We start from the raw sequence: 24892 nt of genomic DNA on the forward strand, positions 1-24892 counted from the left end.
AATCAGTTGATTGTCATTTGATCCATCTTTTCGGCAACCACCTGCATATGCATGCGTTGTAATCGTTTACATTTATATGCGTTTTTAGTCTAGCACATGAAACACAGCAAACCTATGATTCTCCACCTCGATCTTAACCACAGTCAAATACAACACTGAAAAAGTGTTTCCTATGCAAGAGGGTCTAACTAACGATTAGTAAATTACTTTGTGAAAATACAAAAAGGACTGTTCACGTAGTTGTACCTACGAAATACAGTCCTTCTTCTATCATGTACTTATTTAATTGCAACATAGAACAGTCTTTGAGCATCATCGCCAGCTTCCACCCATTCAAAGTCTGCATAACACTTCACATCTCTGAATCCGGCTTTGGTAAGCTCTACCTTCATCCATTCGGGATCATACCCACGCTGTGTGTGTGTTTCTTCAAATCGGCGGTAAACCGTGCGATCGTTCTCATCCCTCGCGAATATAGATAAATGATGTTCAATTTCACAACGAGGTTCGTCGAGTGCACAAGTCCAGATATACGAAACCTTATGATCATCAAGGACAAAAGGCTGCTCCTCATCATAACGGATCAAGGTATTCGGATGGTGAACATCAAACAGGAATGTCCCACCCTCCTTCAAGCCTGAGAACGTACGGGCGAACGCTGCGCGTATATCGTCTTCCTCAAGTAAATAGTTAAGGCAATCACAGAATGATATTACCGAGTCTACCTGCTCAGGAAGTTCCCAATCGCGCATATCCTGCTGAATCCAGCGCACGCTTCCCTCACGGAACAAACGATTCCCTTGTGGGGTTTCTTCCAGTTTACGACGGGCGATCGACAACATATCAGCTGATAAATCAATACCGGTGACTTCAAATCCCGAATTCACGAGCGGTATTGTAATGCTGCCCGTCCCGCATCCGAGCTCCGCCACGCTTTTCGGCATACCATGCTTCTCCCAAGCCGTCCGTGCGAACCGAAGCCAATCAGGGTAGGGCATGTCCTCCATAAGTTGATCGTAAACGTACGCAAATTTGCGGTAAGACAACATGATGACACCACTTTCTTCAAGCTTTCCTTATTTCATGCCTTAATCAGCAGAATCCGAATTTTCGTTTTCCTCGTTCTCCTTGGCAAGATAAGTCCAATTTTCTTTTTGTGTGACGAGTCCATCCTTCATTAGCTTGCCAAGCGCACGTTTGAAGGCTGACTTACTGATACCAAAACGCTGCTTAATAATATCTGGTGGTGTTGCATCAGAGTATGGCATAGCTCCACCTGGACGTTCTTTCAGGAATGCGAGCAGACGATCAGCATCATTGGTCATACCAATTTCTTTACGAGGCACCATTGATAGGTTGACACGCCCATCGTCACGAACATGACTGACACGGACACGAACCTCTTCCCCAAGACGTAGCAATCGCGTACGCTCAGAAGAATGGATCATCCCAATAGCTCCGAAGCCAAGAATGCCACCATCTACAATAACAAATGTCCCCATTTGAAGCGGCTTGTATACAAGCGCTGTAAACCATTCGTTCAGCCATGCATCAGGAGCATTAAAAGCAAGAGGAGCCAGTTCTTGCTCACCAGCAAGCTTAGCGCGAAGGCGTCCCTGTTTGTCATGTTCCATCATAACGAATACATAATCACCAACCTGCGGATGAAGCTCTTTCATCTCAGGCAGTTCACGAATCGGAAGCAGTAGCTGACGACCGAGACCCATTTCAAGGAAACATCCAAGCCGCGGATGAACGTCCGCCACCATAAGCTTAGCTGTTTCACCAAGGGTAAGGTATGGCTTCTTCATCGTCGCAGCTAATCGATCTTCGGTATCAAAAAATATAAACACTTCTACCGTTTCGCCAGGTTCTACTTTTCGGGTAAGTTCGGTATAGTGGAGCAGTACATCCATGTCTCCACCATCTAAAAAATAACCATAAGGTGATACTTCACGTAAAATCTCCAGTTGCATTATTGTACCAGCAATCAGGTTCATACGTTCTCCACCACTTTGGCATCCGACCACAGACGCTCAATGTTATAGTATTCACGCTCATCACGATGGAATATATGAACCACAACATCACCAAGATCCATCAGGATCCAGCGAGCTGCGTCCATACCTTCGAGCCCACGAAGTGCAACACCTGCATCATGTGCACGTTTACGTACTTCAGTCGCGATTGCTTGAACTTGTGTATCTGAGTTACCGTGACAAATTACAAAATAATCGGCAACTAATGAAATGCCTCTCAAATCAAGTGCCACAATATTCATCGCTTTTTTATCTTCAGCAGCCTCTACGGCTACATTTAACAATTCACTCGGTGTTATCGTCATGAATTCGCCTCCAATTGCTTTATTAAATCATTTCTTGCTAATAACGTTAGTGGGTATATGATCTGCTTACGAGACATGAGGAAACTCATTGTTGAATCAAATGCTGCTGCAAGCGCCCCTTCAAGGCTATGGTTGGCCAGTTCTCGAATATTATTCACTCCAGGAAAATCTCGGCCTGGCTCAATGTAATCCGCGAGGCAAACCACCTTATCCAGCAAAGTCATACCTACCCGACCTGAGGTATGATAGCGAATAGCATTAAGCACTTCCTGATCGGTAATTCCGTAATCCCGCTCTGCGATAAACGCCCCTACCTCCGCATGCCACAATTGTTTATCATGCTCGAACAGATCTCCTTGATATCCGCTTTCCACTAACGCTTCTTCTAATTTTAACACAGGCCAATATTTAGCGACGTCATGCAGAATCGCTGCCAAATCAGCTTTCTCCGGATTTGCTCCATACTGTTCAGCAAGTTTAACTGCCGTATCCATGACACCCTGTGTGTGTATCCATCGCTTTTCGGGCATCTGGGAAGATACGGCCTCAATTAGTTGCTCCCGGCTGTATCCCATAGATTCCGCTCCTTACAATATAATCATAGACAGAGTCTGGCACCATATAACGAATGGATTGACCTCCTGCCGCTCTCTTACGAATCATGCTGGAGGATATATCAACAAGCGGCATATCTGCAATTTTGACAACATCCTGTAAAAATACAGGCAATTTCTTCACATCCAGATCAGATCCCGGCCGGTTCACTCCGATAAAATCGAGCATTCCGGCAAGTTCATCAATTCGGTGCCAATTCGGCAAGTAGTTAACCATGTCCGCCCCGACGATGAAGGTAAACTGAATATGTGGATAAATCTGCCGTAATTCCGTCACTGTATCCACAGTATAGGATGTGCCTCCATGCTCCACTTCAACGTTCAATGTTCGAAAAAAAGGATGACCACTCACCGCTTCAGCTGTCATTTCCAGTCTCATCTGTCCTGTGACACTGGATTTCTGCTTATGAGGAGGAATATGACTTGGCATAAACCATACCTCGTCCAATTGATATGCGTCCCGTGCAGCTTCCGCCACAAGCATGTGACCGATATGAATCGGGTCAAACGTGCCTCCCATAATACCAACCTTCATCGAGAGCTCGCCCCCTTTAATTAAGGCAATTCGATTGTCTTGTTATCCTTTGATTCTTTATACAACACGATCGTCTTTCCAATAACTTGAACGAGTTCTGCCTTAGCACCTTCAGCTAGTTCAGCCCCGATTTCACGTGGATCTTCGATGCAGTTGTTCAGTACGGATACTTTTAACAACTCGCGCTTCTCAATTGCTTCAGAGATATGGCGGATCAGATGATCATTACTTCCACCTTTACCTACCTGAAATATGGGATCCAAATGATGTGCCATTGATCTTAAATATCTTTTTTGCTTTCCAGTTAACATTCTTCTTCATAACTCCCTTAATATCATCTATTCCAATCATTTCACTGTTCCGAAACCTTTATTCTAGCGCTTGATCTATCTTTAAGCAAAATAAATATTTAGGAATTTGCTTACAATTTAAAACTCTGAAGCACAGCTTCTCTCATCTCGGCAACCGGAGCAGCTACTCCTGTCCAATATTCAAGAGCATACGCGCCTTGATTAACAAACATGCCAAGCCCCCCATGGGTGCTGCAACCCTTTCTAGCACTAACATGGAGAAGCTCTGTCATCAGTGGATTGTAGATGAGATCACTGACCACGATTCCTTCTGGGATCCACTCTTCAGGAACCGGAAGCTGCCCTATGTTTGGATGCATACCGACAGAAGTCGTATTTATTAGTATATCAGCCGAATGAACAGCCGCTTGCGCTTCCGCTTGGGAAAACCCCTGCATATTAGCTAATGAGCTCCACTCTTGTGCGAGCTCTATCGCCTTGGAAGCTGTTCGGTTCACGACTGAAATCTGTCCAGGCTGTTCAGCAGTTAATGCATGTATAATTCCACGTGCGGCACCGCCAGCTCCGAGAACGACAATGTTCTTGCCTCTCAATTCGGGACAGACTTCCTCTTTCAAGGAACGTACATACCCAATTCCGTCTGTGTTATAGCCTGTTAGAACACCATTGTTATTGACAATTGTATTGACGGCTCCCACCTTGGCGGCTCCTTCGTCAATATGGTCTAAATAATTCATAACCTCAACTTTATGTGGAATCGTTACATTAACGCCACGAAAACCGAGTGTGAGAATGGCTTGAATCGCTTTCTCCAGTCCTTCAGGCTTGATATGAAGTGGAACATAATTCCCCTCTATGCCAAGTGCCTTAAGTGCGGCATTGTGCATAATCGGTGATTTCGTGTGGATGATTGGATCCCCCATTACCCCAAGTAACATAGCACCACTAGTCATTCTAACTTCTGATTGCTGTATTGATTTCATTTCGTACATCCGCCTCTCCCAAAAAGACAGTTGTGGAATCTAGTTAGATCAATGAAGGGCGCTGAAGCACCTTAACTCCTTTAGGCACATGAACAGCTACAAGAGCACCCGAATCTCCATTCACTTTAATCCATCCCAAACCGGAGATGAATATGTCAGAGCGAGAACCCTTAGCAACTCTGATCTCGTGTCTGGTCCATTCTGGCATTTCTTGTAGCCGTTCCTTGGTTGGTGGTGACAGAAGTTCTCCTGCATGATCCTCAAACAATGAATCGGCACGATCAAGCTTCGTACGGTGTATTTTTAGACGACCACTGATAAAGCAAGTAAAGGATTGATGCTCTCCCTTAATAAAATCGAAACGACCCATTCCACCAAAGAACAGTGTTTGTCCTTCGTTAAGCTGATATACAAGGGGTTTCAGTGGATTCTCAGGCATAACAACTCCCAGATCATCACGGCTAACGATCTCACTGTATCTCCACGGATAAACAATTCCAGGTGTATCAACGATAAAGCGTCCATCATCCAGTGGGATATTAATCATGTCTAGTGTCGTTCCTGGATAACGTGAAACTGTAAGTTCTTGCTCCAGATCACTGTAATCCCGGATCAAACGATTTATTAATGTTGATTTACCCACGTTGGTTCCACCCACGACATAGACGTCGCGATCGCCACGATGATCGGCTATCATCTCAAGCAAGCGATCGAAGCCTTGATTCTTCTTGGCACTGCAAAGAACGATGTCAGTTGTACGAAGTCCTTGTTCTTTACATTGTTTCTGCACCCAATTCAAAAGCTTGTTCCAGTTCGTAACCTTTGGAAGTAAGTCAATTTTGTTAACAGCAAGAATAACCGGGTTATTCCCTACAAATCGCTGAAGACCTGAAATTAAACTTCCCTCAAAGTCAAAAATGTCTACAATATGAATAACAAGCGCATTTTTGCCGCCAATTTGTCCAAGAAGACGCAGGAATTCGTCCTGATCTACAGCAACCGATGCGACTTCGTTATAATTCTTAATACGGAAACAGCGCTGGCAAATGACCGGCTCACGGTCCCAGGCTTTTTCCGGTAAATAGCCAGGCTCACCCTGTGCAGTGTGCTGTAATGAAATGCCACAGCCGCTGCATTTCTTGGTGACTTGTCCGCCTAAAGGCTCCATCATGATTTCTTGTCCTCCTCAGTCCATAATCCTTGCTTCCGCAAACGTGTCAATGCGACTCGTTCAACCCTCCGGTTGAACCATCGAGTAAAGCGTCCTTCATCATTAATCGCAATTGGCATAACCAATACTGTATATAATCCCAATCGGTTTCCACCGTAAACGTCCGTTAGCATCTGGTCCCCCACGACTATCGTCTGTTCATGAGTTAGATCCATCATTTTCATCGCTTTCCGGAAAGGCGCATTACTCGGTTTACGAGCTTCGTGTACATATTGGATATCCAGTGGAGTAGCAAATTTAGACACGCGCTCCAGTTGGTTATTTGAAACGATGATCAGCTGAAAGCCAATCTCTTTTACTTTTTTAAACCATGCCACCAGTTCTGGTGTTGCCAGCGGGGCCTTAGCACCTACAAGCGTATTATCCAAATCCGTAATAATCCCCCGATACCCCTGCTCATACAGTTCCTCCAGGTTGATGTCAAAAACCGTATTGACGCGGAGTTTTGGAATTAGCATCTCAAACAAATTCGTCACCTCAATTTCATACGAAAAACTATACCATATTCCCGTTAGTTAGTAAAAATAATCGGCAGTGCTCTAAAGCCATAGCTAGAGCCAAGAAAACGCCGAGTCTAGCTGGATTTCACTTGGCTTAATTTAGAAAAACCGCCCAATGTTCCTCACTAGGAACCCAGGCGGTCTCGCGTTTAGGAATTTTTCAAGCTTTTTATACTCTTCTTCAATTCAGCCGCATCCGCTTGAACGTTACGCCACTCGTCTTCTACAATATGTTTCGGACTATAACGTGCCGCTTCGAACTTTCTAAGGAGTGGGGTTAGCGAAGAGCCTAACGATGGATACTTAAGTTCCCATCTTGCGACCGACTCCCTCAGCGTTTCGTCTGACCCCCGCGTCAGGCCACGTCTGTGAGCAGCCTTCAACCATCGCTCCGTTTCTGCAATGACTTTATCGGCTGGGGTTAGTGGTTTACCTGCCCGAAGACGAGCTGAAATGAAGCGAAGATTAAAACGCATCCTCCATAGAATATACCCAACCCATATAAGAATAACCGCTCCGGAAAGGATAGCTAGGATCAGATAAACAGATGATTTCCCATCTTGATTATCCGAAGGAGATACAGGAGCTACTTCTTCATCTTTCTTCTCCAGATCTTCTTCTGCAGGAGTTGTCGGCTCGATTGGTTCTGTTCCAGCAATAATCGGCATGTTAAAACCAGGCGTTGTTTCAATCGGAATCCATCCATATTCTCCGAAATATACTTCAACCCATGAATGGGCATCCGAATTTTTAACGGTGTAGCTGGTACTGGAATCAGATGAATCCTGGCCGTCCTGCGACATAAACTCTTCTGCTGGAACACTGCCTGGAGCGTATCCTTTTACCCATCTGGCAGGAATATCTAGGGACCGGGTCATCATCACCATCGATGTAGAGAAGTAGTCACAGTACCCTTCTTGCACCTCAAACAGAAATGCATCTACAAAATCTGAACTCTGTCGCTTCGATAAATCCGGTGAATTTGTGTAGGTGAAGTTCGTCTGTAGATATTGTTGCAGCAGCATAACTTTCTCGTACGGTGTATTTCCATCGGCCGTCACTTCAAGCGCAAGTGACTTTACCCGCTCTGGAAAATCGGACGGCTGCTGCATGTAATCCTTATCTATGGAACCCGTATAGAGTTCATCGTATGATTTGCTTCGTAGTTCCTCAACTGGAATGATTGGAATCTCAGAGGTTACTGAATAGGCCTTGGGATAACTTGGACGCTTTGGCTCAGAGTCAAAGTGTAATTCTGACCCTTCAGGTTTCCAACGAAGTGTCCCATTATCTACTTCCGTATCCATTTTGTCCACTTGTGAGATCGAATAAGCTCCAAACAAAACCGGATACACACTATCATTCAGCATCGTAACGGTCTGCTTCACTGTCTTGGTCTCAATCTCACCTGATAAATCTCCTTTCAGAGATTCTCCCACTTCTATACCTTCTGTATTGCGGCGGCTTTGCTTGTCGGTCCACCCAGACCCTGAATAAATAGTTCTCGACTCACCGCGCCAATAGCTTCTATCGGTAGAGGTTACCGTCATCACAGGTGTGTAATCAAAATTGAATGCACCGCCTAATTCATTATCCTCTCGCCCATAACCAGAAGTGCTTTCCGCCGTATCTTTAAAAAAACCACTTCCCGTTCCCGTTACACTTCCAGTGAGGGGCATACCATTCCATTCTCTCCAAGCGGTGTAAGGATCCGTTAAGGCAGGCTGGATATTAGGCATATTAATCCCCGCTAAAATAATTAAAGAAAAAATAACAAGGATATTCCCTAAGATTTTCATAGGATATGCCCGAAGCCTACGCCATCCTAGCGGAAATCTTGTACGGAATCGATTAAAATGCTCTGTTACAAGCCAGCCCATTCCTGCAGCAACAACCCATGCTGTTTCATCCCATAAAACAATTTTCGTAAAGGAGTCTAGTACAGCAAATGCAACAACATTAAGACCGACAATGAATAAGATTCTTCTCTTATCTCTAGCCCAAGCTGATACAAATATTAAAATCGCCCACGAAGCTAATGCAAACCAAAAATAAGGTAATAAACTCATTAACTCTCGGGAACGAATAGCTTCGAGCGGATTCGGCGGTACCGGAATGCCGTATTTCTGAAGCACTAGATACACTGCAAAAATGATTAAGGGAATCTGGATTATTACCCGAAAAGGGCGCTTAATAAATACCAACGCTTCTGTAACTGCTGTAATCGCAAGCGCTGCAATGATACTTGCTGTTGTTTCTTCATATAGTATGGGTTCTGTATAAGAAACCCATTGTAGTAATATAATCCATATCCATAACAAGGATAGTATATAGAAGAAAGACGAGGAGAATTTCTGCTTGTTTGCTCTCATCGTAGAGCACCTCCTAAAACAACCGGAAGCTCTTCCAGCGAAGATGCAGCGTAATTCATAATACCTCGCGATTTCAGAAGTGACGTATAATCTTCCTTCCCGCTCTTCTCCCCTTCATGGTTTAAAATTCGGAGTAATCCTGGATTCATCCCTCTAGTCTCAGCCCAGCGCATCACTTCAAGAACAGAAGAATCCGCCAAAGGACTTACCAAGAGAAATAAAGCCCCTTTCGGAAAATGACGATAAGAACGCTCTAATGAAGTTAACAGACTTTCTGTTCGATCTGCATCTACATCCACCAAATGCTGTACCATTCTCATTCGTTCACTTGGTGTATCGCTTGCTGCAAACACCGACGGATTCTTCGAAGCTGTAAATAGTCCCGTTCCAGCATGTTCGCGAGCCCCGTATTCAACTAGTGAAGCTGCTGCTGACACAGCCAGCTCAAATTGACGGGGAGACTGATAACCTTGAGCCGTGCAATCTAGAACAATCATTGTCTTGGGGAAAGATTCGTGCTCAAACTCTTTGGATTTCCAAGATCCCGTCTTAGCCGTTGCATTCCAGTGGATTCTAGAAATACGGTCACCATATACATAATCACGTACACCATTGATCTGAGTCGTCTCTCTTCTAGAAGGAGAAAGTGTTGTATGCGTTCCTCCCAGTCTTAAGCTGCGCATGTTCCGCTGCCAGTTCGGAATAAAAATCGTGCGGGGGAGCACCCGAAAAAACGTCTCCACTTCAAACTCCCCTCGATGTTCAATCAAACCAAATATATCTTCACTTATGCATTCCGTTTTAGAAAAGGCGTAACGCCCTCTTTCCAGTGGTGGTGTCTGAAACACCAGTTCACCCGAACCACGCAAATTCGGAATGACGCTATCCTCAAAAGACCACTTGTCCCCATTATGACGCTGCAATACCTCACGCATGATAAGGTAAGGCATTGGCAGCAGGCCTGGAATCGTTACGTCCATCGTCACGCGTACCTGATCCCCAGCATGTAGTATTTCTCCATGTTCTGATGAAACGTGCCGAGAAGCTTTCACGCGATTGACTCCACCAAAACTCGAACCTATGAGGTAAAGAGACAACAGGCTGACCATAGAGAACAGCATCATCGATGTCTTGCCTCCTTGAAACAAGACATACAGCAAGCATATACACCAAACCGCCAATACCGCTGCGAGTTTCGACGGTTTTATGCCATTGGTCAGCACAGAGAAATATCGGCGCATGCCTATCTTCCCATCTGAACAGGCACTTTGATCTGCCGAAGAATAGATTGCAGCACGGACTCAGTTGTTACGCTGTCAAGTCTGGATTCCGGACGCAGCATAATCCGATGGGACAAGACATAAGGCGCAAGAATTTTAACATCATCAGGTAACACGTAATCTCTCTGCTGCAGGAAAGCAAATGCCTTAACAGCATTCATAAAGGATAGCGTGGCACGCGGGCTAGCTCCTAGAATGACAGAAGGATGCTCCCTTGTCGCACGCGTAATGCCTAATAAATAATCAGCGACTGGGTCCCCGATAAATACATCGCGAATTTCTTCCTGAATTGACAAAATATGATCCATATACGTCACTGGTTTAAGCTTGTCCACCAGTTGTCCGTGACGAGAACGGAACATCAGCTCTTTCTCCGTCGCAGCGTCAGGATATCCCAGACTAATCTTAAGCATAAAGCGGTCAAGCTGAGCTTCAGGAAGCATATATGTACCTTCAAAATCAATAGGATTCTGTGTCGCACACAACATAAACGGATGCGGAAGCTCATGGGTCTCACCATCTACAGTTACGCTTCTCTCTTCCATAACTTCGAGCAAGGCAGACTGCGTCTTCGTCGTTGCACGGTTAATTTCGTCAGCCAAAAGAATATTGGTCATGACAGGTCCTGGGCGGAAATAAAAACGCTCATCCCGAGGATGAAATACCGACACTCCTGTAATGTCACTTGGTAGAATATCAGGGTTGCACTGGATCCGCCGATAATCCCCTTGCATTGATTTTGCAAGTGCTTTAATGAGTTGCGTCTTACCTGTTCCAGGCACGTCCTCTATAAGCACATGTCCTCCAGCAAGCAACGCAGTTAGAAGAAGCTGGATTTCAAATTCTTTACCTAGAAGGCATGATTCTAGGTTGGAACGTACTGAAAAAATAGTATTCATGGATTCTTGTCTTACGGGCATGTATTATAAACCTCCTGTAAGGGAATAAATAGATGATTTACTACTATTGTACATGATGGGAGTCCCAGAGTACATTGAAGAGTAGTTTCATGCACATATTCCCTTAAAAGAGTGACGATGGTAGATCATTACCGCGGAATAAAAAAGCCCCGGGAGTATATATCCGGAGCTTCTGTGTGTTTGAAAAATTGTTAGCCTTTGGGACGCACAATAAGTGCAGCTATGAACGAAAAGATAATCGCCGAAGAGATCCCGGCGCTTGTAATCTCAAATATTCCTGTGACGACACCAATCCATCCATCCCGCTCAAGTTCTGTTAGAGCACCATGAACAAGGGAATTACCAAAGCTAGTAATCGGCACCGTAGCACCTGCACCTGCAAATTTCACGAGAGGATCATACAATCCAAATGCATCAGCAACGGCCCCTGCTACAACGAGTGAACTCATCGTATGAGCAGGCGTAAGTTTAATCGCATCCATCATAATCTGTCCGATCACACAGATCAGTCCACCTATGACAAAAGCCCATAAAAATTGCATCTTTTTCAGCCTCCCATCTCTAATGCTACGGCATGCGCTACACAAGGTATGCTTTCACCCTGTTGATAGGAAAGTGGAGACAATAACGCCCCTGTTGCTACAACTAGTACCTTGTTCAGCTCACCGCGGCGCATCTGTTTGAGAATATGACCATAGGTAACGACAGCCGAGCAGCCGCAGCCACTTCCTCCAGACAATACGTATTTCTGTTTATCTCGATCAAATATCATCAAGCCACAATCCATAAACTTCGTTTGGTCCATTGGGACCCCTTCTTTTTGCAATAGCTCTTTCGCGATGGGAAGTCCAACCGCGGCCAAATCCCCAGTTACCACTAAATCATAATAACCAGGAGAGCGCCCCGCATCACGAAAATGTGCAGCAATCGTATCTGCGGCTGCAGGCGCCATCGCTGTACCCATATTGAAAGGATCTTTAATACCGAGATCCATCACTTTACCTATAGTTGCATAAGTTACATGAGGTCCTACGCCTTGATTGGATACAACAGAACAACCGGCACCCGTAATCGTATACTGTGCATAAGGTGGCTTCTGCGAACCATATTCTGTCGGATAGCGGAACTGTTTCTCCACCGTGCAGTTGTGACTTGCCGTACCTGCCATGGCATACTGTGCTGCTCCCGAATCTACCATTAAAGAAGCGATCGCTAAGCTTTCCATCGAGGTGGAACAAGCCCCGAATACACCGATATATGGCACGCCCATTTTTCTAGCCGCAAAAGAACTGCTGATGATCTGGTTCATCAGATCGCCGCCCACATAAAACTGTAATTGATCTTCCGTTATACCTGAGTTTTCAAGAGCTGTTCGAGCTGCATCTTCAAGCAGTCGCCGTTCACCTTTTTCCCATGTCTTTTCGTTAATCTCAATATTATCGTAAATATAATCAAAATCTTGAGCGAGTGGACCTTCTCCTTCTTCGGGACCTACAATGGAGCTCGCTCCTAAGATGACAGGCTTATTCTCAAACTTCCATGTTTGTCCGGTTACCTTCATTTTCAGCCGCCTCCCCCTAAACCAAAAAGAGCATAGATAATACCTATGATAAATGCAGCTACGGTACCAAATACAATAACTGAACCCGCAAGTTTAAACATGCTAGCCCCTACTCCGAGTACAAGTCCTTCTGCCCTATGCTCTAGTGCAGCGGAACACATCGAGTTAGCAAATCCCGTTACCGGAACAGCCGTACCTGCCCCTGCCCACTGAGCGATTTTATCGTACACGCCCATGCTTGTCAGAATGACAGAGAGTATAATAAGCACTGCTACTGTTGGGTTCCCAGCTTCTTTTGCGTCCATATGCCCTACGCTCATAAAGAACTGCTGAATACCTTGTCCGATCACACAAATTAGTCCTCCAACCAAAAAAGCTTTCAAGCAGTTTTTTAGCAAGCTGCCCGGTGGTTCGTGCTTCTTGGCGATCGTTTTATATTCCTCTGGGCTCATGGAATTCAGTTTCGATTGCTGTTTCGAGTCAGACAATTTCGTACACCTCCGGCTAAGTAAATGATGGTTAGGTACATCTTAGGGGATTCTGGATATTTCACTCTTTATCATTATGGTTTCAATTGACTTCCTTTATGATTGGAAAATCATCCATATAAGATTTCTAAAATACGGATATTAAAAACAGCCTCAAGCACACCATGGCCTAAAGCTGTTTCTTCCTAAAGTATTCAACTCAGCACATACAATAACAAGATTACCAACAAAATAAACAGCAAGATCACCAGCATCCACTCTCTGTTCATGCCGTGTCCGCTGTATGGATCTGGAGTTAGCTCTCTCATTCTTTCGTTCCCTCCCTAGGCCACGCGAAAACATGATCAATACAGTATATTCTACTTCAATTGGATCAGTGCCTATATCCCTGATCCATCTGTGAATTACATGGACTTTTTAGGAGTAGAAGAGCATACTAGAGGTTGAATCTTATACATACCTTCAAAAAAGGAGCGTACACAATATGAATCAAACAACCATGGATTTGTTACGTACATTAACTGAATTCCCGGCGGCTCCGGGCTTTGAACGCGAACTTCGTTCTTGGGTTAAGGATGCCCTCTCCCCATATACCGATGAATTCCTACAAGATCGCCTTGGAAGCATCTTTGCTGTTCTTCGCGGCAACGATGAAGGACCACGTGTAATGGTGGCTGGACATATGGATGAAGTCGGCTTCATGGTAACTGGGATAACCGAGGCAGGCATGATTCGTTTTCAGCCTTTAGGCGGTTGGTGGAGTCAAGCTGTTCTTGCACAGCGTCTGCAGATTATTACAGATCAAGGCCCTATTATCGGCGTGGTTGGCTCCATTCCTACACATCTTCTAGATGAAGCAACTCGGAGCAAGCCTGTTGACCTCAAAACGATGTATTTGGATATCGGTGCAGATAACAAGACAGAGGCTGAATCTTTTGGTATTCGTCCAGGACAACAGATTGTACCTATTTGTGAATTTACGCCCCTTGCCAATCCTAAGAAAATCATGGCCAAAGCTTGGGACAATCGATATGGTGTAGGTCTCGCCATTGAGCTTGTTAAAGCCCTTCATGGAGAGAAACTGCCCAATACCGTATTTGCTGGGGCTACAGTTCAAGAAGAGCTCGGATTACGTGGAGCACGCACAGCTGCTAATCTGATCCAACCCGACATTTTCTTCGGACTAGACGCGAGTGCGGCGAACGATATGATGGGTGACAAGAGTCAATTCGGACAACTCGGACAAGGCGCGCTGCTGCGCATCTTTGATCCAACAATGCTGACTCACCGCGGTTTAGTCGAATATGTACAGGACACAGCGGAAACTAACAAGATCAAATACCAGTACTTTGTTTCTCCTGGTGGAACGGATGCTGGTCAGGTCCATCTGAGTGGTATCGGTGTTCCTTCAACGATCATAGGGATCTGCTCTAGATATATTCACACCTCATCTTCCATCATCCACACGGATGACTATGAGGCTGCTAAAGAGTTGTTGATTAAGCTTGTTAAGGGAATGGACCGCACGACCCTAAATACGATCCTAGAGCGAGCTTAATTATTTGTTCACATGGATATATGTTCTAACAAAGAAGCGAGGCCTTTAGGAAGGGCTTCGTTTCTTTTTTTATGATGGAACTGGTGTTCATTCACTCGTTTTCATCTTATACTTAGTGAGAATCTTACTGACGATCCACATCACTACAATTCTCGAACGGAGGCATTTACGATGCTGCAAGGATTAACACGAGCTGGGCTTGGCATAATCGAAAGTAATGAGCAATTTATGGAACTGGCATCCCGTTACCAATTCCAAAGTGTAGATCTGGAAGCGAAAGATCTGATCAATGAGCTTGGTGCCGAAAAGGCTGTATATCGTCTTGGTGAACTAGGACTTTCTATTGGTACTATCAATCTTCCGGTTGAATGGAGAGCAAGCGAAGAGCAATTCCTGAAAGGGATTGCAGACCTACCTGCAGCTGCAGCGGCCGCTTCTAGCTTGGGCTGTACGAGCTGTTGCACCTATATTCTCCCTTCAACTGACCATTCAGCTGCACACTTTATGACCATTGCCACCAAAAGACTTCGGATATGTGCCGATATTCTCGGTGCTTATGGTATCAAGCTCGGACTAGAGTTTGTTGGACCACATCATCTGCGTACACTATGGAAAAATCCTTTTATATGGACACTTGATGAAACGCTGGACTGGATCGATGCAATCCATGAACCGAATGTAGGACTATTATTTGACTCATACCACTGGTACACATGTGAACTAAATGTCTCCGATATATTACGTCTGAAGCCGGAACAGATTGTTCATGTACATATCAATGACGCTAAAGATATTCCTGTGGAACAGGTTCTCGACAATGACCGGGTGTACCCTGGAGAAGGTGTTATTGATCTTGCTGGTTTCTTGAATGGATTACATGATATTGGATATCGAGGCCCCGTTGCACAGGAAATCTTAACCCCAGCTACACCAGAAGATTCACCGGAAAACCTTGTTGCTCGTTCACGAAAAGGCTTTGACAAGGTATTTGCAGCAGCAGGGTTGCTGTAGGGACAATGTGGCTTAATGCCGCACATGACATTCCGAGCAAAAAACGCCTAGAGCGGCTACTTGTAAAAAGAGCTGCTCCAGGCGTTTTTTTATGATGCACTTAAAAGATCCGAACTTACTACCGCTTCGCCTTATAAAACTCATGATATAGCTTCATTAGTGCCCGCTTCTCAATCCGTGACACATAACTGCGCGAGATGCCTAGTTCCTTGGCAATTTCACGCTGTGTTCGTTCTTCGCCACCAGCCTCAAGGCCGAAGCGGCCAATCACAACTTCCTTTTCACGTTCATCCAATATGTCGAGGTTTCTATAAATTTTACTCTTCTCTATTTTTAACTGCACAGCATCCACAATATCATCAGCCTCTGAGCCAAGGATATCGATAAGTGTAATTTCATTTCCCTCTTTATCAGTCCCGATCGGATCATGAAGTGATACGTCTTTACGTGTCTTCTTAAGGGAACGCAAATGCATAAGTATCTCATTCTCGATACAACGAGCGGCGAATGTGGCAAGCTTTGTACCTTTGTTTGGCCGAAAGCTCTCGATCGCCTTAATAAGTCCGATCGTACCGATCGATATCAAGTCCTCTAAATCCTCACCAGTGTTATCAAACTTCTTGACGATGTGAGCTACCAGTCGAAGGTTATGCTCAATCAGCTTATTGCGTGAATTCGAGTCACCTTCAGCCATAAGCTGTAGATGCTTCGACTCCTCCTCTTCCGTCAGGGGTTGAGGAAAAGCGTTATTTTTTACATACGACACAAGCAAACTGAGCTCTTTAATGAACAAAGCAATTGCGGTAAACAGTCCAGGCACTGGGGACACCTCCTGCAATAATTCAATGCAACCGGCCTTTTTATCGCGCTCGGCTCTGGTCTATTCATTGTATGTAGGCAATGGCCCAGAAGTGCATGTACGCCAGAAACTACCGTCATTTGTTACTCCGAACTCATTGCTGCATTTGGTAAGACAACGATTAGCAAAATCGCAATAATCAAGAGACTATTTCATTGACAACAAAGAAAATATTATTAATAATAAAGAATAAACAACAACATATGCCAAATAAAAAAAGGAAAGGCACAACATATCCTATGATACAAGCCATCATTTTTGATTTGGACAACACACTTTACTGGGACGAGAAATCGAACGATGAAGCTTTGGCAGCAACTTGTCTTATTGCATCGAATAAAGTCGCAACAATCTCTGCCCGTAAGCTCAAAGATGACGTTATCCATCAAGCTGAACTACAATTTAAGGCCTCTCCTTTCTTTGATTTTGCTCATTCGCTTGAAATTACAGCACTGGAAACACTGTGGGCTCGGTTCGACGTTGAAGATAAGTCGCAGTTTGAGATGATACACAAGCAAGCTCCGAAATTCCGATTTAACGTATGGAATGCAGCATTACAAAGCTCTGGTCACAATGATTCCCACTTAGCCGCATTTCTGGCCGAACGATACCTTGAAGAACGAAGAGAGCGAGCCTACATTTATGAAGATATGATGGAGACACTCACGTCTCTTCATTCACAGTACCGTCTACTTCTTCTGACGAACGGGACGCCTGATCTTCAACAGGAAAAAGTCGATAGTGTTTCAGGTCTCGCCTCCTTTTTTGAACATATCGTCATTTCCGGAGATTTTGGTATAGGTAAACCCTCCGAATCTATTTTCCAGCATGCCATTGACCTGCTGGCACTAAGACGAAATGAAGTTGTAATGGTTGGAGATAATTTATACACAGATATACTTGGGGCAAATCGTTCGGGGATTTCAAGTATCTGGATCAACCGCTCTAATGGCTCAAGTCCCGATCACATCTTTCCAACACACGAAGTGGAATCGTTAAGCGAACTTTATTCTCTTATCCAATCATTGTAAATGATTACATACAAAACAGCCGTTACCTCATCCAAAGATGAAGAAACGGCTGTTTTTTTGTAATGTTACTAGAGATTAATTGCTCCAACTAAGACCTATCTTCCTTAGTTCACCAGCCCAATCTTCTGGGCAACTAACATCTGATACAATCATATCGACTTCTTGAAGTGGCAATATTTTGGCAAAAGCTTGGACCCCTATTTTTGAATAATCAGCTAGTACAATCGTTTCACTTGCAGCCTTTGCAAACATTTTTGAAATATGGGATTCATTCACGTCATAATCTGTAATCCCTGTCTTTAACGAAATGCCCCCTACCGATAGAAAGGCTTTGTCCAGATGGAATTGTTGTAGCATATTTTCACACAGAGGACCTGTGATGGAGCTTTGTTCAGGATTCAGTTCACCGCCTAGAAATATAACTTTTCCCGTGAATCTCCCACAACGTAATGCTTCCGATAAATGCACTCCAACAGCCAATGAATTCGTTAGTATAGTAATGTTCTTTTTCCCCCGTAACGACTTCACCATTTCGATCATCGTTGTACCCACGTCTAATGCGATCGTATCACCGTCTTGAATAAGCCCAGCCGCAATTTCACCGATTCTCTGCTTACCCTCAACATTAATCGTTTCCCTTTGTTCAAAAGGGGGCTCTCCATTCTCATAGGCGGAACGAATAGCACCACCATATACCCTGCGCAAATGGCCCTCGGATTCTAGGGTATCTAAATCACGTCGAATCGTCTCTGTCGTAACACCCAGTTCATCGGCAAGTGGAATGACTTTGACCTTACCATTTTGAATTAAGTGTTGGAGTATCAGATCCTGTCGTTCTTTAGCTAATAGAGACATCCTTATTCCACCTGTCTTCTTCATATAAACTCGATACAGTTAAGTATATCTAGTTACTATAAAGTTTCAAGTAAGCTCCACATGAACTCATGAGAATTTTCATAGAAGACAGCAGAATATTAGAATCCCTTTTCAAAGAATTAAAACAATAATCTAATAATAGAACTTCCTCTATGTAAGTGAACTGTTAGCCAGAGAAACTTCGAGGAACGAATACATAGAAGCGGAGGTGATCTCACCATTCAATCTAAAGCATCTAAAGGGGCTCTAAATTAAGAAATAACTAGTTAATTAGACCTCTGGAAAACAACATTATAGAAGGGGAGAATTTAATAATGAAAAGTATTTTACCTAAGCCTCGTTTCGGATTATTGGCAGCCATTTTCCTACTGGTTCAATTAACAGGTTTCCAATCCCAGACCGCTTACGGAGAAACGCTAGAAAAACCTCTACAATCTCCTGAGCCAACTGCGCTAGTCGAATCAGGCCCTGGCCGTACACCAATCATGGGCTGGTCTAGCTGGAATGCGTTTCGAATTAATATTAATGAGCAGCTTATCAGAGAACAGGCAGACGCAATGGTGAGCAGCGGAATGGCTGATGCGGGTTATAGCTATGTGAACCTCGATGATGGTTACGTTGGAGGTCGAGATTCGAAGGGTGTACTACTTCCTAATGCTAAGTTTCCAAGCGGCATGAAGGCATTGGCAGATTATATTCACTCAAAAGGCCTAAAGGCGGGGATATATACCGATGCCGGAACCGTTAGATGCGCGTCGATTTATGACAATGATCCCAACTTTCCTGAGGGAGGCGGAAGTTACGGATATCGGCAAACGGACTTCGAAACCTTTGTAAATACATGGGGATATGACTTTGTGAAGGTAGACTGGTGTGGAGGTCAGAAGCAAAAACTCGATCCTCAAACAGAGTATACAAATATTAAACAAGTCTTGAGCACACTCTCCAAAGAAGTCATCTATGAGGTATGTAACTGGGCCTTTCCGGGAGAGTGGGTAACCAACATCGCATCACAATGGAGAGTTTCTGGAGACATCGCTCCAAACTTCAACTCCATCACCCACATCATTGATCTGAATGCTAATCTTGCTAAATATGCAGGTCCTGGCCATTTCAATCATATGGACATGCTGCAAGTAGGTAATGGCATGACCTATGAAGAAGATAAATCCCACTTCAGTATGTGGGCAATCATGGCCTCTCCATTAATTGCTGGTAATGATCTGAGAACCATGTCTGATCAGACTAAATCGATTCTAACTAATAAAGAAGTCATCGCTGTGAATCAAGATCCATTAGGGGTTCAAGCAACTCGAGCCGTGAAAAATGGTAGCCAAGAGGTTTGGGTGAAACAGCTCAAAGACCCCTCAAGCAAGGCAGTCGCATTATTCAACCGCGGAAATTCAGCCGTTCAAATGAAGGTCAATTGGACAGACGTTGGATTAAACGGGTCTGTTTCTGTACGCGATCTGTGGGAGCATAAGGACAAGGGAGTATTTGAAAATTCCTACTCCGTTACAGTTCCAGCACATGGCATTGTGATGCTGAAAGTAAAGGCTAACTCATCCATTGAAACGGATTCATTCCAATATAATAAAAATACTCAGTCTGATATTCAAGTCAATATGGTAGACAACGACAACAACTTTATCGCCATTAAGAATGGAGATCAAGCACTAGTGAACGGGCGTGATTTCGTCATAAACGGAAAACAGTTGACGATCAAAAATAGTTATCTCCTCGCTCTTCCTGAAGGAAAGATCAAACTTCAACTACAATATGCTAATGATTGGAGTCAGTATATCTCCATTGATGTTTATGGTGAACCGCTGACTTATTATCTTAGTGATCTGCCTTGGGTAAGCGCGACTAGTGGATGGCAGTCTGTCAAGCGGGATAAAGGACATGAAGGCTATGATCTTATGCTGAATGGTACCGTGTATAAAAAGGGGCTTTGGGCCAATTCCAACTCCGTCATCATCTATGATATTGATGGTCAGTACAAAACCTTCAAAGCGATTGTCGGAAATGATGATTTCAGAGGAGATCCCCCAGGTGTCGGTACCATTTCTTTTGAAGTTTGGACCGATGGGAAGAAGCAATTTGACAGTGGACTCATGAAATCGACCGACAAAAAAACTCAAGAAGTAAACGTGAACGTTGAAGGTGTTAAAGAACTTAAGCTTGTTATTCTAAACGGCGGAGATAATAACTGGTTCGATCGGGCGATCTGGGCTGATGCTAAGCTGATTGAGGAAAAAGCAGTTGTGACGCCTCAGACTACATTGTCAGGTCCCTCTTCAATAAATTCAGATCAAACCTTCACTGTGGACTTTGGATTTAAAGGGTTAGTCCTGTCGAGCTATGCACAGGATATCTCGCTTTCCTATGATGTGGACCGTTTCGAATTCCTTTCAGCAGCATCCGTTGTGGACGGCATTAGCATCCTTGAGACTGTGCAGAAAGATGGCAAAGTTCGATTGATTGTAGCCAGTCAAGGTGCCGATCCCATGGTTACGGGCGATATGAAAGTACTCGAATTAACCTTCAAGGCAAAACATGTCTCCGGACCGGAAAAAGGAAGCATCGCTGTAACGGAGGCCATCGTTGCCGATGATCAAGGTATTGAAACGAATGTATCAGGTACTTCCATCGAGATTAATCTTGAAACTCCTGAACCAGGCATCTCTGGCGATATCAATGGAGATGGTATTGTAAGTATTGGCGACTTAGCGATCGTCGCTGCGAAGTACGGTAAGACGTCTAATGATTCCGATTGGGCACAAATTAAACATGCCGATATCAATAAAGACGGTAAGATCGACATTATGGATCTTGCTGAAATTGCTCGTCAGATTCTTAAATAAAATATTCAATCTATACTGGATGTAAAAATGAAAATACCACCAAGGATCATAGTGATCTTTGGTGGTATTTCGTCTTCCATTATTCTATGATTTTATGAGCGATCATCGCTAAGTCTGCCACATCAATTCGTCCATCTCCTGTAATATCTACGTGCTTCACTTGATTCCAATCTTGACTTTCGCTCGTCTTACCATAGTTGGCAGCTACAATTGCAAGGTCACCGATGCTTACTTTTCCGTCCTTATTAATATCTAGAGAATTTTCTATTACACTTGGGGCTACCTGAACCGTAACCAGTTGTGTTCTTGCTGTAATCTCTTCACCATCTGCCTTGCCTAATGTGACGGTTGTGGTCTCGATCGTCCCTGAAACTGGCGAATCACTAGCCTTTGCTCTAAACGTCAGCTCAATAACCTCCACTTTACCTGTTACATCACGATCCGGACCTTCACTTGCAGCAATCAATCGGATCTGCCCAGAAGTGCTAGTGTTAATATCGATAATCGATACACCGGGAATCATAGAACTTGCTGATACGTACTCCATGATGGAAGCGTCGTAGAATAGGGTAATATCCTGCGCATACACATTTTCCACAGCTTTTAATCCATAATTCACTGTAAAACTCTGACCCGTATGAACCGGGCTTTCCACCTCACTTAACGTCGAAGCAGGGATTTCGGGAGCAGATTCTTCATCATAAAATACACCCGCTTCAAGAATGGAAGCCCAAAAATTAGACGGTGATACAGAACTAATCGTAATTCGTACATATCTAGCCTTCACCGTCTTAAATAACTGCTCTGAATCTCCTAATGTATTTGAAGTTGTACTCGCGACAACAGTTGTGAAATTTGTGTTGTCTGTAGATACATCGATTTTATACTCATAGCTTCGTGCATTTTGCTGGTTAAACATAATATTGGCCCGATTAATGTTCATTACTTCACCAAGATCTACTTGCCACCACTGCGGTAAAGTACCGCTGCTCGCAGCCCAACGTGTCGCGGGATTTCCATCATTGGCGTTTGTTGCAGGGTTATTAATTGTTCCTACCTGCTCACTGCTAAACGTAACTGGTTTATGGGTTGCCAGATTTGTGGGTTCCGGTTCTGGCTGCTCTAGATTCAATCCCACATCTCTTGCTTCTAACTGAAGTGTACCTGGCTGCAGACCTGATGAGGTTGCCTTTACCGTAATTGTACCTGGTGCACCTGTTGATTTAACAAGAATCATATTCGCACCATTCAGAGCTGCTACCGTAGGTCCTCCGATTAGAAGACCCGGACCCTCAATCTCAAAATTCGCTTTATTCGTTGAATATGGAACCACTGTACCTTTCTGGTCCTTAATATAGAACTCGATGATAGCCATATCGCTCCCATTTCCATCGATCGTTAACGTATCTGCTTTCAATTCAACAGACGCTGGCACTCCGGGTTCCTCCACGATATGGGTTGCCACGACCTTACCGTCAATTAAGCCTTCTGCTTTAATCTTTGTCGTATCATGGACACCAAGTTCAAATTCAAAATGAGGATGCGCTACATTGATCGGCATCGGATTATTCGTTTGAAATTCCTTCCACGCCTTACCGTCCCATTTCGAAAGACGAACCTGATCGGCATTACTGAACACTGTCACTTTTGTCGGGGAGATAGGTCTCCAGTAATTAGCGATGAATACCATCGGGTTCACAGATCCATCATAATTATCCTGAGCAGATTGACTTTGATGCCAGTAATAAGCGAACTTTGGTATCCTACCCGCATCGGTTAAACCGTGAGGCCTCACAATGGATACTTGGTGATGGTGATCATGCATTTCCCATATTAAACTACCATGAACATAGTCCTCTGCACGTGCCAGCTCCGTCATTTTTTGAGCAGCAAGCGCTTGCCCTATGAGTCTTTCCTCATCCGCATCTCGCCATGTTTCGTAGGTATGACCCGTATGTTCTGTGATTAACAACCCCTTAGCATTAGGGTCAGGTGAGGCATTTTGTAATCCAGCCTGGTTCCACTGGGCCTCTGTATACACATTCCGTCCATACACATCAAAGATGTTATTGGATGTATTATAGTTTCTCCCCATGGAAGTGGCGCGGGAAGGATCCTCAGCCTTGGCAATATTGTTTAATTCTGTCTCCAGCTCAACCATCTGCTGCATTTCATTAATACCTGCCCCCCAAATGACAACACTCGGGTGATTCCTGGCTGTACGTATCGCCGCATATAATGCATCTTTATTGCTCTGTTTCCATGCCTCTCCGAATGAAGAAGGATTAATATTACCCCAACCCGGTATTTCTACCCATTGCATTACGCCTAACTTGTCAGCAGCATCCATAAAGGCATCATCGTACAAATAATGTGCATCCCGTACAAAATTTGCACCTGCCTCCTTAATGCGTGCTACATCCAAGACATGCTGATTGTTAGGTACGGCATCACCAATGAAAGGATAATCCTGATGATGATTAACGCCGAATATTTTTACATGTTCATCATTAAGAAAGAAGCCCTGAGACTTCGTCCATTCCGTCTTTCGAATTCCGAACGTTGTAATATAGTCATCTACGATGGCATCGCCGTTTTTCACCGTCGTCTTAACGTTATAAAGATACGGTTGCTGAATGGACCAACGATTGGGACTCAACACTTTCATAGTTTGAGAGAACTCCTGCACTTGATTAGCATTAATAATATGAGTGCTCTCGGAAGTACCAACCACCTTACCATTCTCATCTACAATTTCAGATATGATCGTGCTTTTCACAGGACTCTCATTGGAATTGTGTACCCAGGTTTTCACATGAACATCTGCCGATGCAGAGCTTACATTCGAGCTATAGGCAAATACACCTCCGCCTTCCTTCCAGTTGTTATTCCATGAATGGATGGCTTCAGGAATATATAGTTTATTGGATTTAATCAAGTAGACATCTCGATAGATTCCACCAAACATATTAAATCCTACATAAGAACCGTCTGGTTTCTCTGGAGCAACTTGTTCTTGGTAACTGTTATCAACCTTCAACGCAATAACATTTCTTCCACCGAATTTAACGTGCTCCGTAATATCATAGTTAAATGGATTGAAGCCACCTACATGCTTATCCAATTTAACCCCATTCACCCAAACTTCAGTTGAGGTCTTAGACCCTTCAAAGTAAATGTTAATTCTTTTACCCCGATCCACTTCTTCAAGAGTAAATGCTTTACGATACCACCCTACTCCGCGATACCAATAGTTCGCCATATAATCCGTATATTCAAATGTATGTGGCAGCACAACCGATTTCCATGCAGTGTCATCGAAATCTACTGTCTCAGCTCCAGTTACGTTTCCTTTATAAAATCGCCAACCGAGATTAAAATTCTCTTTAGATCGATCTGAACCTGAAGCTGATGCCGTATCCACATTAGACGGCATATTTAAAACTGAAAAATATAGTACAAATACAGCAAATATCAACCCCATCCGAAATGAAAATCTGTTAACCATTCAATTATCAACCTCCTTGTTATTATTCTTAATCCTCATCATA

General features: G+C 44.0%; 22 protein-coding genes. 4 read left to right on the forward strand and 18 right to left on the reverse strand.

Annotation, left to right across the window (positions count from 1 at the left end; translation table 11 throughout):
* Positions 1–278: 278 nt before the first annotated feature.
* The 15 genes from AC3WJJ_RS07640 to spoVAC all read right to left on the reverse strand — a co-directional run bounded on the left by AC3WJJ_RS07640 (position 279) and on the right by spoVAC (position 13103).
* Positions 279–1049, reverse strand: a complete 771-nt coding sequence (locus AC3WJJ_RS07640; RefSeq protein ID WP_422660285.1) for a class I SAM-dependent DNA methyltransferase — start codon at positions 1047–1049, stop codon at positions 279–281.
* Between the two features lie 39 nt (positions 1050–1088).
* Positions 1089–2000, reverse strand: a complete 912-nt coding sequence (locus AC3WJJ_RS07645; protein ID WP_492539330.1) for a CvfB family protein — start codon at positions 1998–2000, stop codon at positions 1089–1091.
* Positions 1997–2344 (reverse strand): ribosome silencing factor, encoded by a 348-nt coding sequence (rsfS, locus tag AC3WJJ_RS07650; RefSeq protein WP_492539332.1) that lies wholly within the window; start codon positions 2342–2344, stop codon positions 1997–1999. The genes AC3WJJ_RS07645 and rsfS overlap by 4 nt, the downstream gene beginning before the upstream one ends.
* Positions 2341–2919 carry a bis(5'-nucleosyl)-tetraphosphatase (symmetrical) YqeK gene (yqeK, locus tag AC3WJJ_RS07655; RefSeq protein ID WP_492539334.1) on the reverse strand — a complete coding sequence of 193 codons (579 nt, stop codon included), beginning with the start codon at positions 2917–2919 and terminating at the stop codon, positions 2341–2343. The genes rsfS and yqeK overlap by 4 nt, the downstream gene beginning before the upstream one ends.
* Positions 2891–3493 carry a nicotinate-nucleotide adenylyltransferase gene (locus AC3WJJ_RS07660; RefSeq protein WP_492539336.1) on the reverse strand — a complete coding sequence of 201 codons (603 nt, stop codon included), beginning with the start codon at positions 3491–3493 and terminating at the stop codon, positions 2891–2893. The genes yqeK and AC3WJJ_RS07660 overlap by 29 nt, the downstream gene beginning before the upstream one ends.
* A 20-nt stretch (positions 3494–3513) precedes the next feature.
* A complete protein-coding gene (gene yhbY, locus AC3WJJ_RS07665) occupies positions 3514–3804 on the reverse strand; it encodes a ribosome assembly RNA-binding protein YhbY (RefSeq protein WP_492539338.1) in 291 nt (96 codons plus the stop codon).
* 110 nt (positions 3805–3914) lie between these two features.
* A complete protein-coding gene (aroE, locus tag AC3WJJ_RS07670; protein ID WP_492539340.1) occupies positions 3915–4787 on the reverse strand; it encodes a shikimate dehydrogenase in 873 nt (290 codons plus the stop codon).
* Positions 4788–4830: 43 nt separating this feature from the next.
* Positions 4831–5958: a ribosome biogenesis GTPase YqeH gene (gene yqeH, locus AC3WJJ_RS07675; protein WP_492539342.1), complete on the reverse strand. Its 1128-nt coding sequence runs from the start codon at positions 5956–5958 to the stop codon at positions 4831–4833.
* Positions 5955–6485 carry a YqeG family HAD IIIA-type phosphatase gene (locus AC3WJJ_RS07680; RefSeq protein ID WP_492539634.1) on the reverse strand — a complete coding sequence of 177 codons (531 nt, stop codon included), beginning with the start codon at positions 6483–6485 and terminating at the stop codon, positions 5955–5957. The genes yqeH and AC3WJJ_RS07680 overlap by 4 nt, the downstream gene beginning before the upstream one ends.
* 182 nt (positions 6486–6667) lie before the next feature.
* Positions 6668–8890 (reverse strand): transglutaminase TgpA family protein, encoded by a 2223-nt coding sequence (locus AC3WJJ_RS07685; protein WP_492539344.1) that lies wholly within the window; start codon positions 8888–8890, stop codon positions 6668–6670.
* On the reverse strand, positions 8887–10131 hold the full coding sequence (locus AC3WJJ_RS07690) for a DUF58 domain-containing protein (protein ID WP_492539346.1): 1245 nt from the start codon (positions 10129–10131) through the stop codon (positions 8887–8889). Before AC3WJJ_RS07690 ends, AC3WJJ_RS07685 begins: the two co-directional genes overlap by 4 nt.
* Before the next feature lie 2 nt (positions 10132–10133).
* Positions 10134–11090, reverse strand: a complete 957-nt coding sequence (locus AC3WJJ_RS07695) for an AAA family ATPase (protein WP_422660275.1) — start codon at positions 11088–11090, stop codon at positions 10134–10136.
* A 191-nt stretch (positions 11091–11281) separates the two neighbouring features.
* Positions 11282–11632, reverse strand: a complete 351-nt coding sequence (gene spoVAE, locus AC3WJJ_RS07700; RefSeq protein ID WP_492539348.1) for a stage V sporulation protein AE — start codon at positions 11630–11632, stop codon at positions 11282–11284.
* A 5-nt stretch (positions 11633–11637) separates the two neighbouring features.
* Positions 11638–12651 (reverse strand): stage V sporulation protein AD, encoded by a 1014-nt coding sequence (gene spoVAD, locus AC3WJJ_RS07705; protein WP_492539351.1) that lies wholly within the window; start codon positions 12649–12651, stop codon positions 11638–11640.
* Positions 12652–12653: 2 nt separating this feature from the next.
* Entirely contained in the window at positions 12654–13103 is a 450-nt protein-coding gene (gene spoVAC, locus AC3WJJ_RS07710; protein ID WP_492539636.1) for a stage V sporulation protein AC, read from the reverse strand.
* Between the two features lie 520 nt (positions 13104–13623).
* On the opposite strand from spoVAC, the gene AC3WJJ_RS07715 reads away from it, so the two are divergent.
* Entirely contained in the window at positions 13624–14697 is a 1074-nt protein-coding gene (locus tag AC3WJJ_RS07715; RefSeq protein ID WP_422660272.1) for a M42 family metallopeptidase, read from the forward strand.
* Between the two features lie 171 nt (positions 14698–14868).
* Positions 14869–15708, forward strand: a complete 840-nt coding sequence (locus AC3WJJ_RS07720) for a sugar phosphate isomerase/epimerase family protein (RefSeq protein WP_492539353.1) — start codon at positions 14869–14871, stop codon at positions 15706–15708.
* 118 nt (positions 15709–15826) lie between these two features.
* On the opposite strand, the gene sigK is transcribed toward AC3WJJ_RS07720, so the two are convergent.
* Entirely contained in the window at positions 15827–16528 is a 702-nt protein-coding gene (gene sigK, locus AC3WJJ_RS07725) for an RNA polymerase sporulation sigma factor SigK (RefSeq protein WP_422660270.1), read from the reverse strand.
* A gap of 278 nt (positions 16529–16806) precedes the next feature.
* Here sigK and AC3WJJ_RS07730 point away from each other — a divergent pair, with 278 nt between their 5' ends.
* Positions 16807–17598, forward strand: coding sequence for an HAD family hydrolase (locus AC3WJJ_RS07730; RefSeq protein ID WP_492539355.1), 792 nt, complete (start codon positions 16807–16809; stop codon positions 17596–17598).
* A 75-nt stretch (positions 17599–17673) separates the two neighbouring features.
* Here AC3WJJ_RS07730 and AC3WJJ_RS07735 read toward each other — a convergent pair whose 3' ends face one another.
* The gene (locus tag AC3WJJ_RS07735; protein WP_492539357.1) at positions 17674–18453 is read right to left on the reverse strand and encodes a DeoR/GlpR family DNA-binding transcription regulator; all 780 of its coding nucleotides are present in this window, start codon (positions 18451–18453) and stop codon (positions 17674–17676) included.
* Positions 18454–18788: 335 nt separating this feature from the next.
* Here AC3WJJ_RS07735 and AC3WJJ_RS07740 point away from each other — a divergent pair, with 335 nt between their 5' ends.
* Positions 18789–21341, forward strand: a complete 2553-nt coding sequence (locus tag AC3WJJ_RS07740) for an NPCBM/NEW2 domain-containing protein (RefSeq protein WP_492539359.1) — start codon at positions 18789–18791, stop codon at positions 21339–21341.
* Between the two features lie 79 nt (positions 21342–21420).
* On the opposite strand, the gene AC3WJJ_RS07745 is transcribed toward AC3WJJ_RS07740, so the two are convergent.
* Positions 21421–24849 carry a discoidin domain-containing protein gene (locus tag AC3WJJ_RS07745; protein WP_492539361.1) on the reverse strand — a complete coding sequence of 1143 codons (3429 nt, stop codon included), beginning with the start codon at positions 24847–24849 and terminating at the stop codon, positions 21421–21423.
* Positions 24850–24892 lie beyond the last annotated feature (43 nt).

Source organism: Paenibacillus sp. FW507-14B1B (assembly GCF_058781425.1).

Coding starts and splice junctions, on each gene's coding strand:
- spoVAE (WP_492539348.1), bottom strand. CDS start 11,632: ATGCAATTTTTATGGGCTTTTGTCATAGGTGGACTGATCTGTGTGATC.
- rsfS (WP_492539332.1), bottom strand. CDS start 2,344: ATGACGATAACACCGAGTGAATTGTTAAATGTAGCCGTAGAGGCTGCT.
- aroE (WP_492539340.1), bottom strand. CDS start 4,787: ATGAAATCAATACAGCAATCAGAAGTTAGAATGACTAGTGGTGCTATG.
- AC3WJJ_RS07640 (WP_422660285.1), bottom strand. CDS start 1,049: ATGTTGTCTTACCGCAAATTTGCGTACGTTTACGATCAACTTATGGAG.
- AC3WJJ_RS07720 (WP_492539353.1), top strand. CDS start 14,869: ATGCTGCAAGGATTAACACGAGCTGGGCTTGGCATAATCGAAAGTAAT.
- yqeK (WP_492539334.1), bottom strand. CDS start 2,919: ATGGGATACAGCCGGGAGCAACTAATTGAGGCCGTATCTTCCCAGATG.
- AC3WJJ_RS07740 (WP_492539359.1), top strand. CDS start 18,789: ATGAAAAGTATTTTACCTAAGCCTCGTTTCGGATTATTGGCAGCCATT.
- AC3WJJ_RS07695 (WP_422660275.1), bottom strand. CDS start 11,090: ATGCCCGTAAGACAAGAATCCATGAATACTATTTTTTCAGTACGTTCC.
- yqeH (WP_492539342.1), bottom strand. CDS start 5,958: ATGATGGAGCCTTTAGGCGGACAAGTCACCAAGAAATGCAGCGGCTGT.
- AC3WJJ_RS07660 (WP_492539336.1), bottom strand. CDS start 3,493: ATGAAGGTTGGTATTATGGGAGGCACGTTTGACCCGATTCATATCGGT.
- spoVAD (WP_492539351.1), bottom strand. CDS start 12,651: ATGAAGGTAACCGGACAAACATGGAAGTTTGAGAATAAGCCTGTCATC.
- AC3WJJ_RS07745 (WP_492539361.1), bottom strand. CDS start 24,849: ATGGTTAACAGATTTTCATTTCGGATGGGGTTGATATTTGCTGTATTT.
- spoVAC (WP_492539636.1), bottom strand. CDS start 13,103: ATGAGCCCAGAGGAATATAAAACGATCGCCAAGAAGCACGAACCACCG.
- yhbY (WP_492539338.1), bottom strand. CDS start 3,804: ATGTTAACTGGAAAGCAAAAAAGATATTTAAGATCAATGGCACATCAT.
- AC3WJJ_RS07735 (WP_492539357.1), bottom strand. CDS start 18,453: ATGTCTCTATTAGCTAAAGAACGACAGGATCTGATACTCCAACACTTA.
- AC3WJJ_RS07690 (WP_492539346.1), bottom strand. CDS start 10,131: ATGCGCCGATATTTCTCTGTGCTGACCAATGGCATAAAACCGTCGAAA.
- AC3WJJ_RS07645 (WP_492539330.1), bottom strand. CDS start 2,000: ATGAACCTGATTGCTGGTACAATAATGCAACTGGAGATTTTACGTGAA.
- AC3WJJ_RS07715 (WP_422660272.1), top strand. CDS start 13,624: ATGAATCAAACAACCATGGATTTGTTACGTACATTAACTGAATTCCCG.
- AC3WJJ_RS07685 (WP_492539344.1), bottom strand. CDS start 8,890: ATGAGAGCAAACAAGCAGAAATTCTCCTCGTCTTTCTTCTATATACTA.
- AC3WJJ_RS07730 (WP_492539355.1), top strand. CDS start 16,807: ATGATACAAGCCATCATTTTTGATTTGGACAACACACTTTACTGGGAC.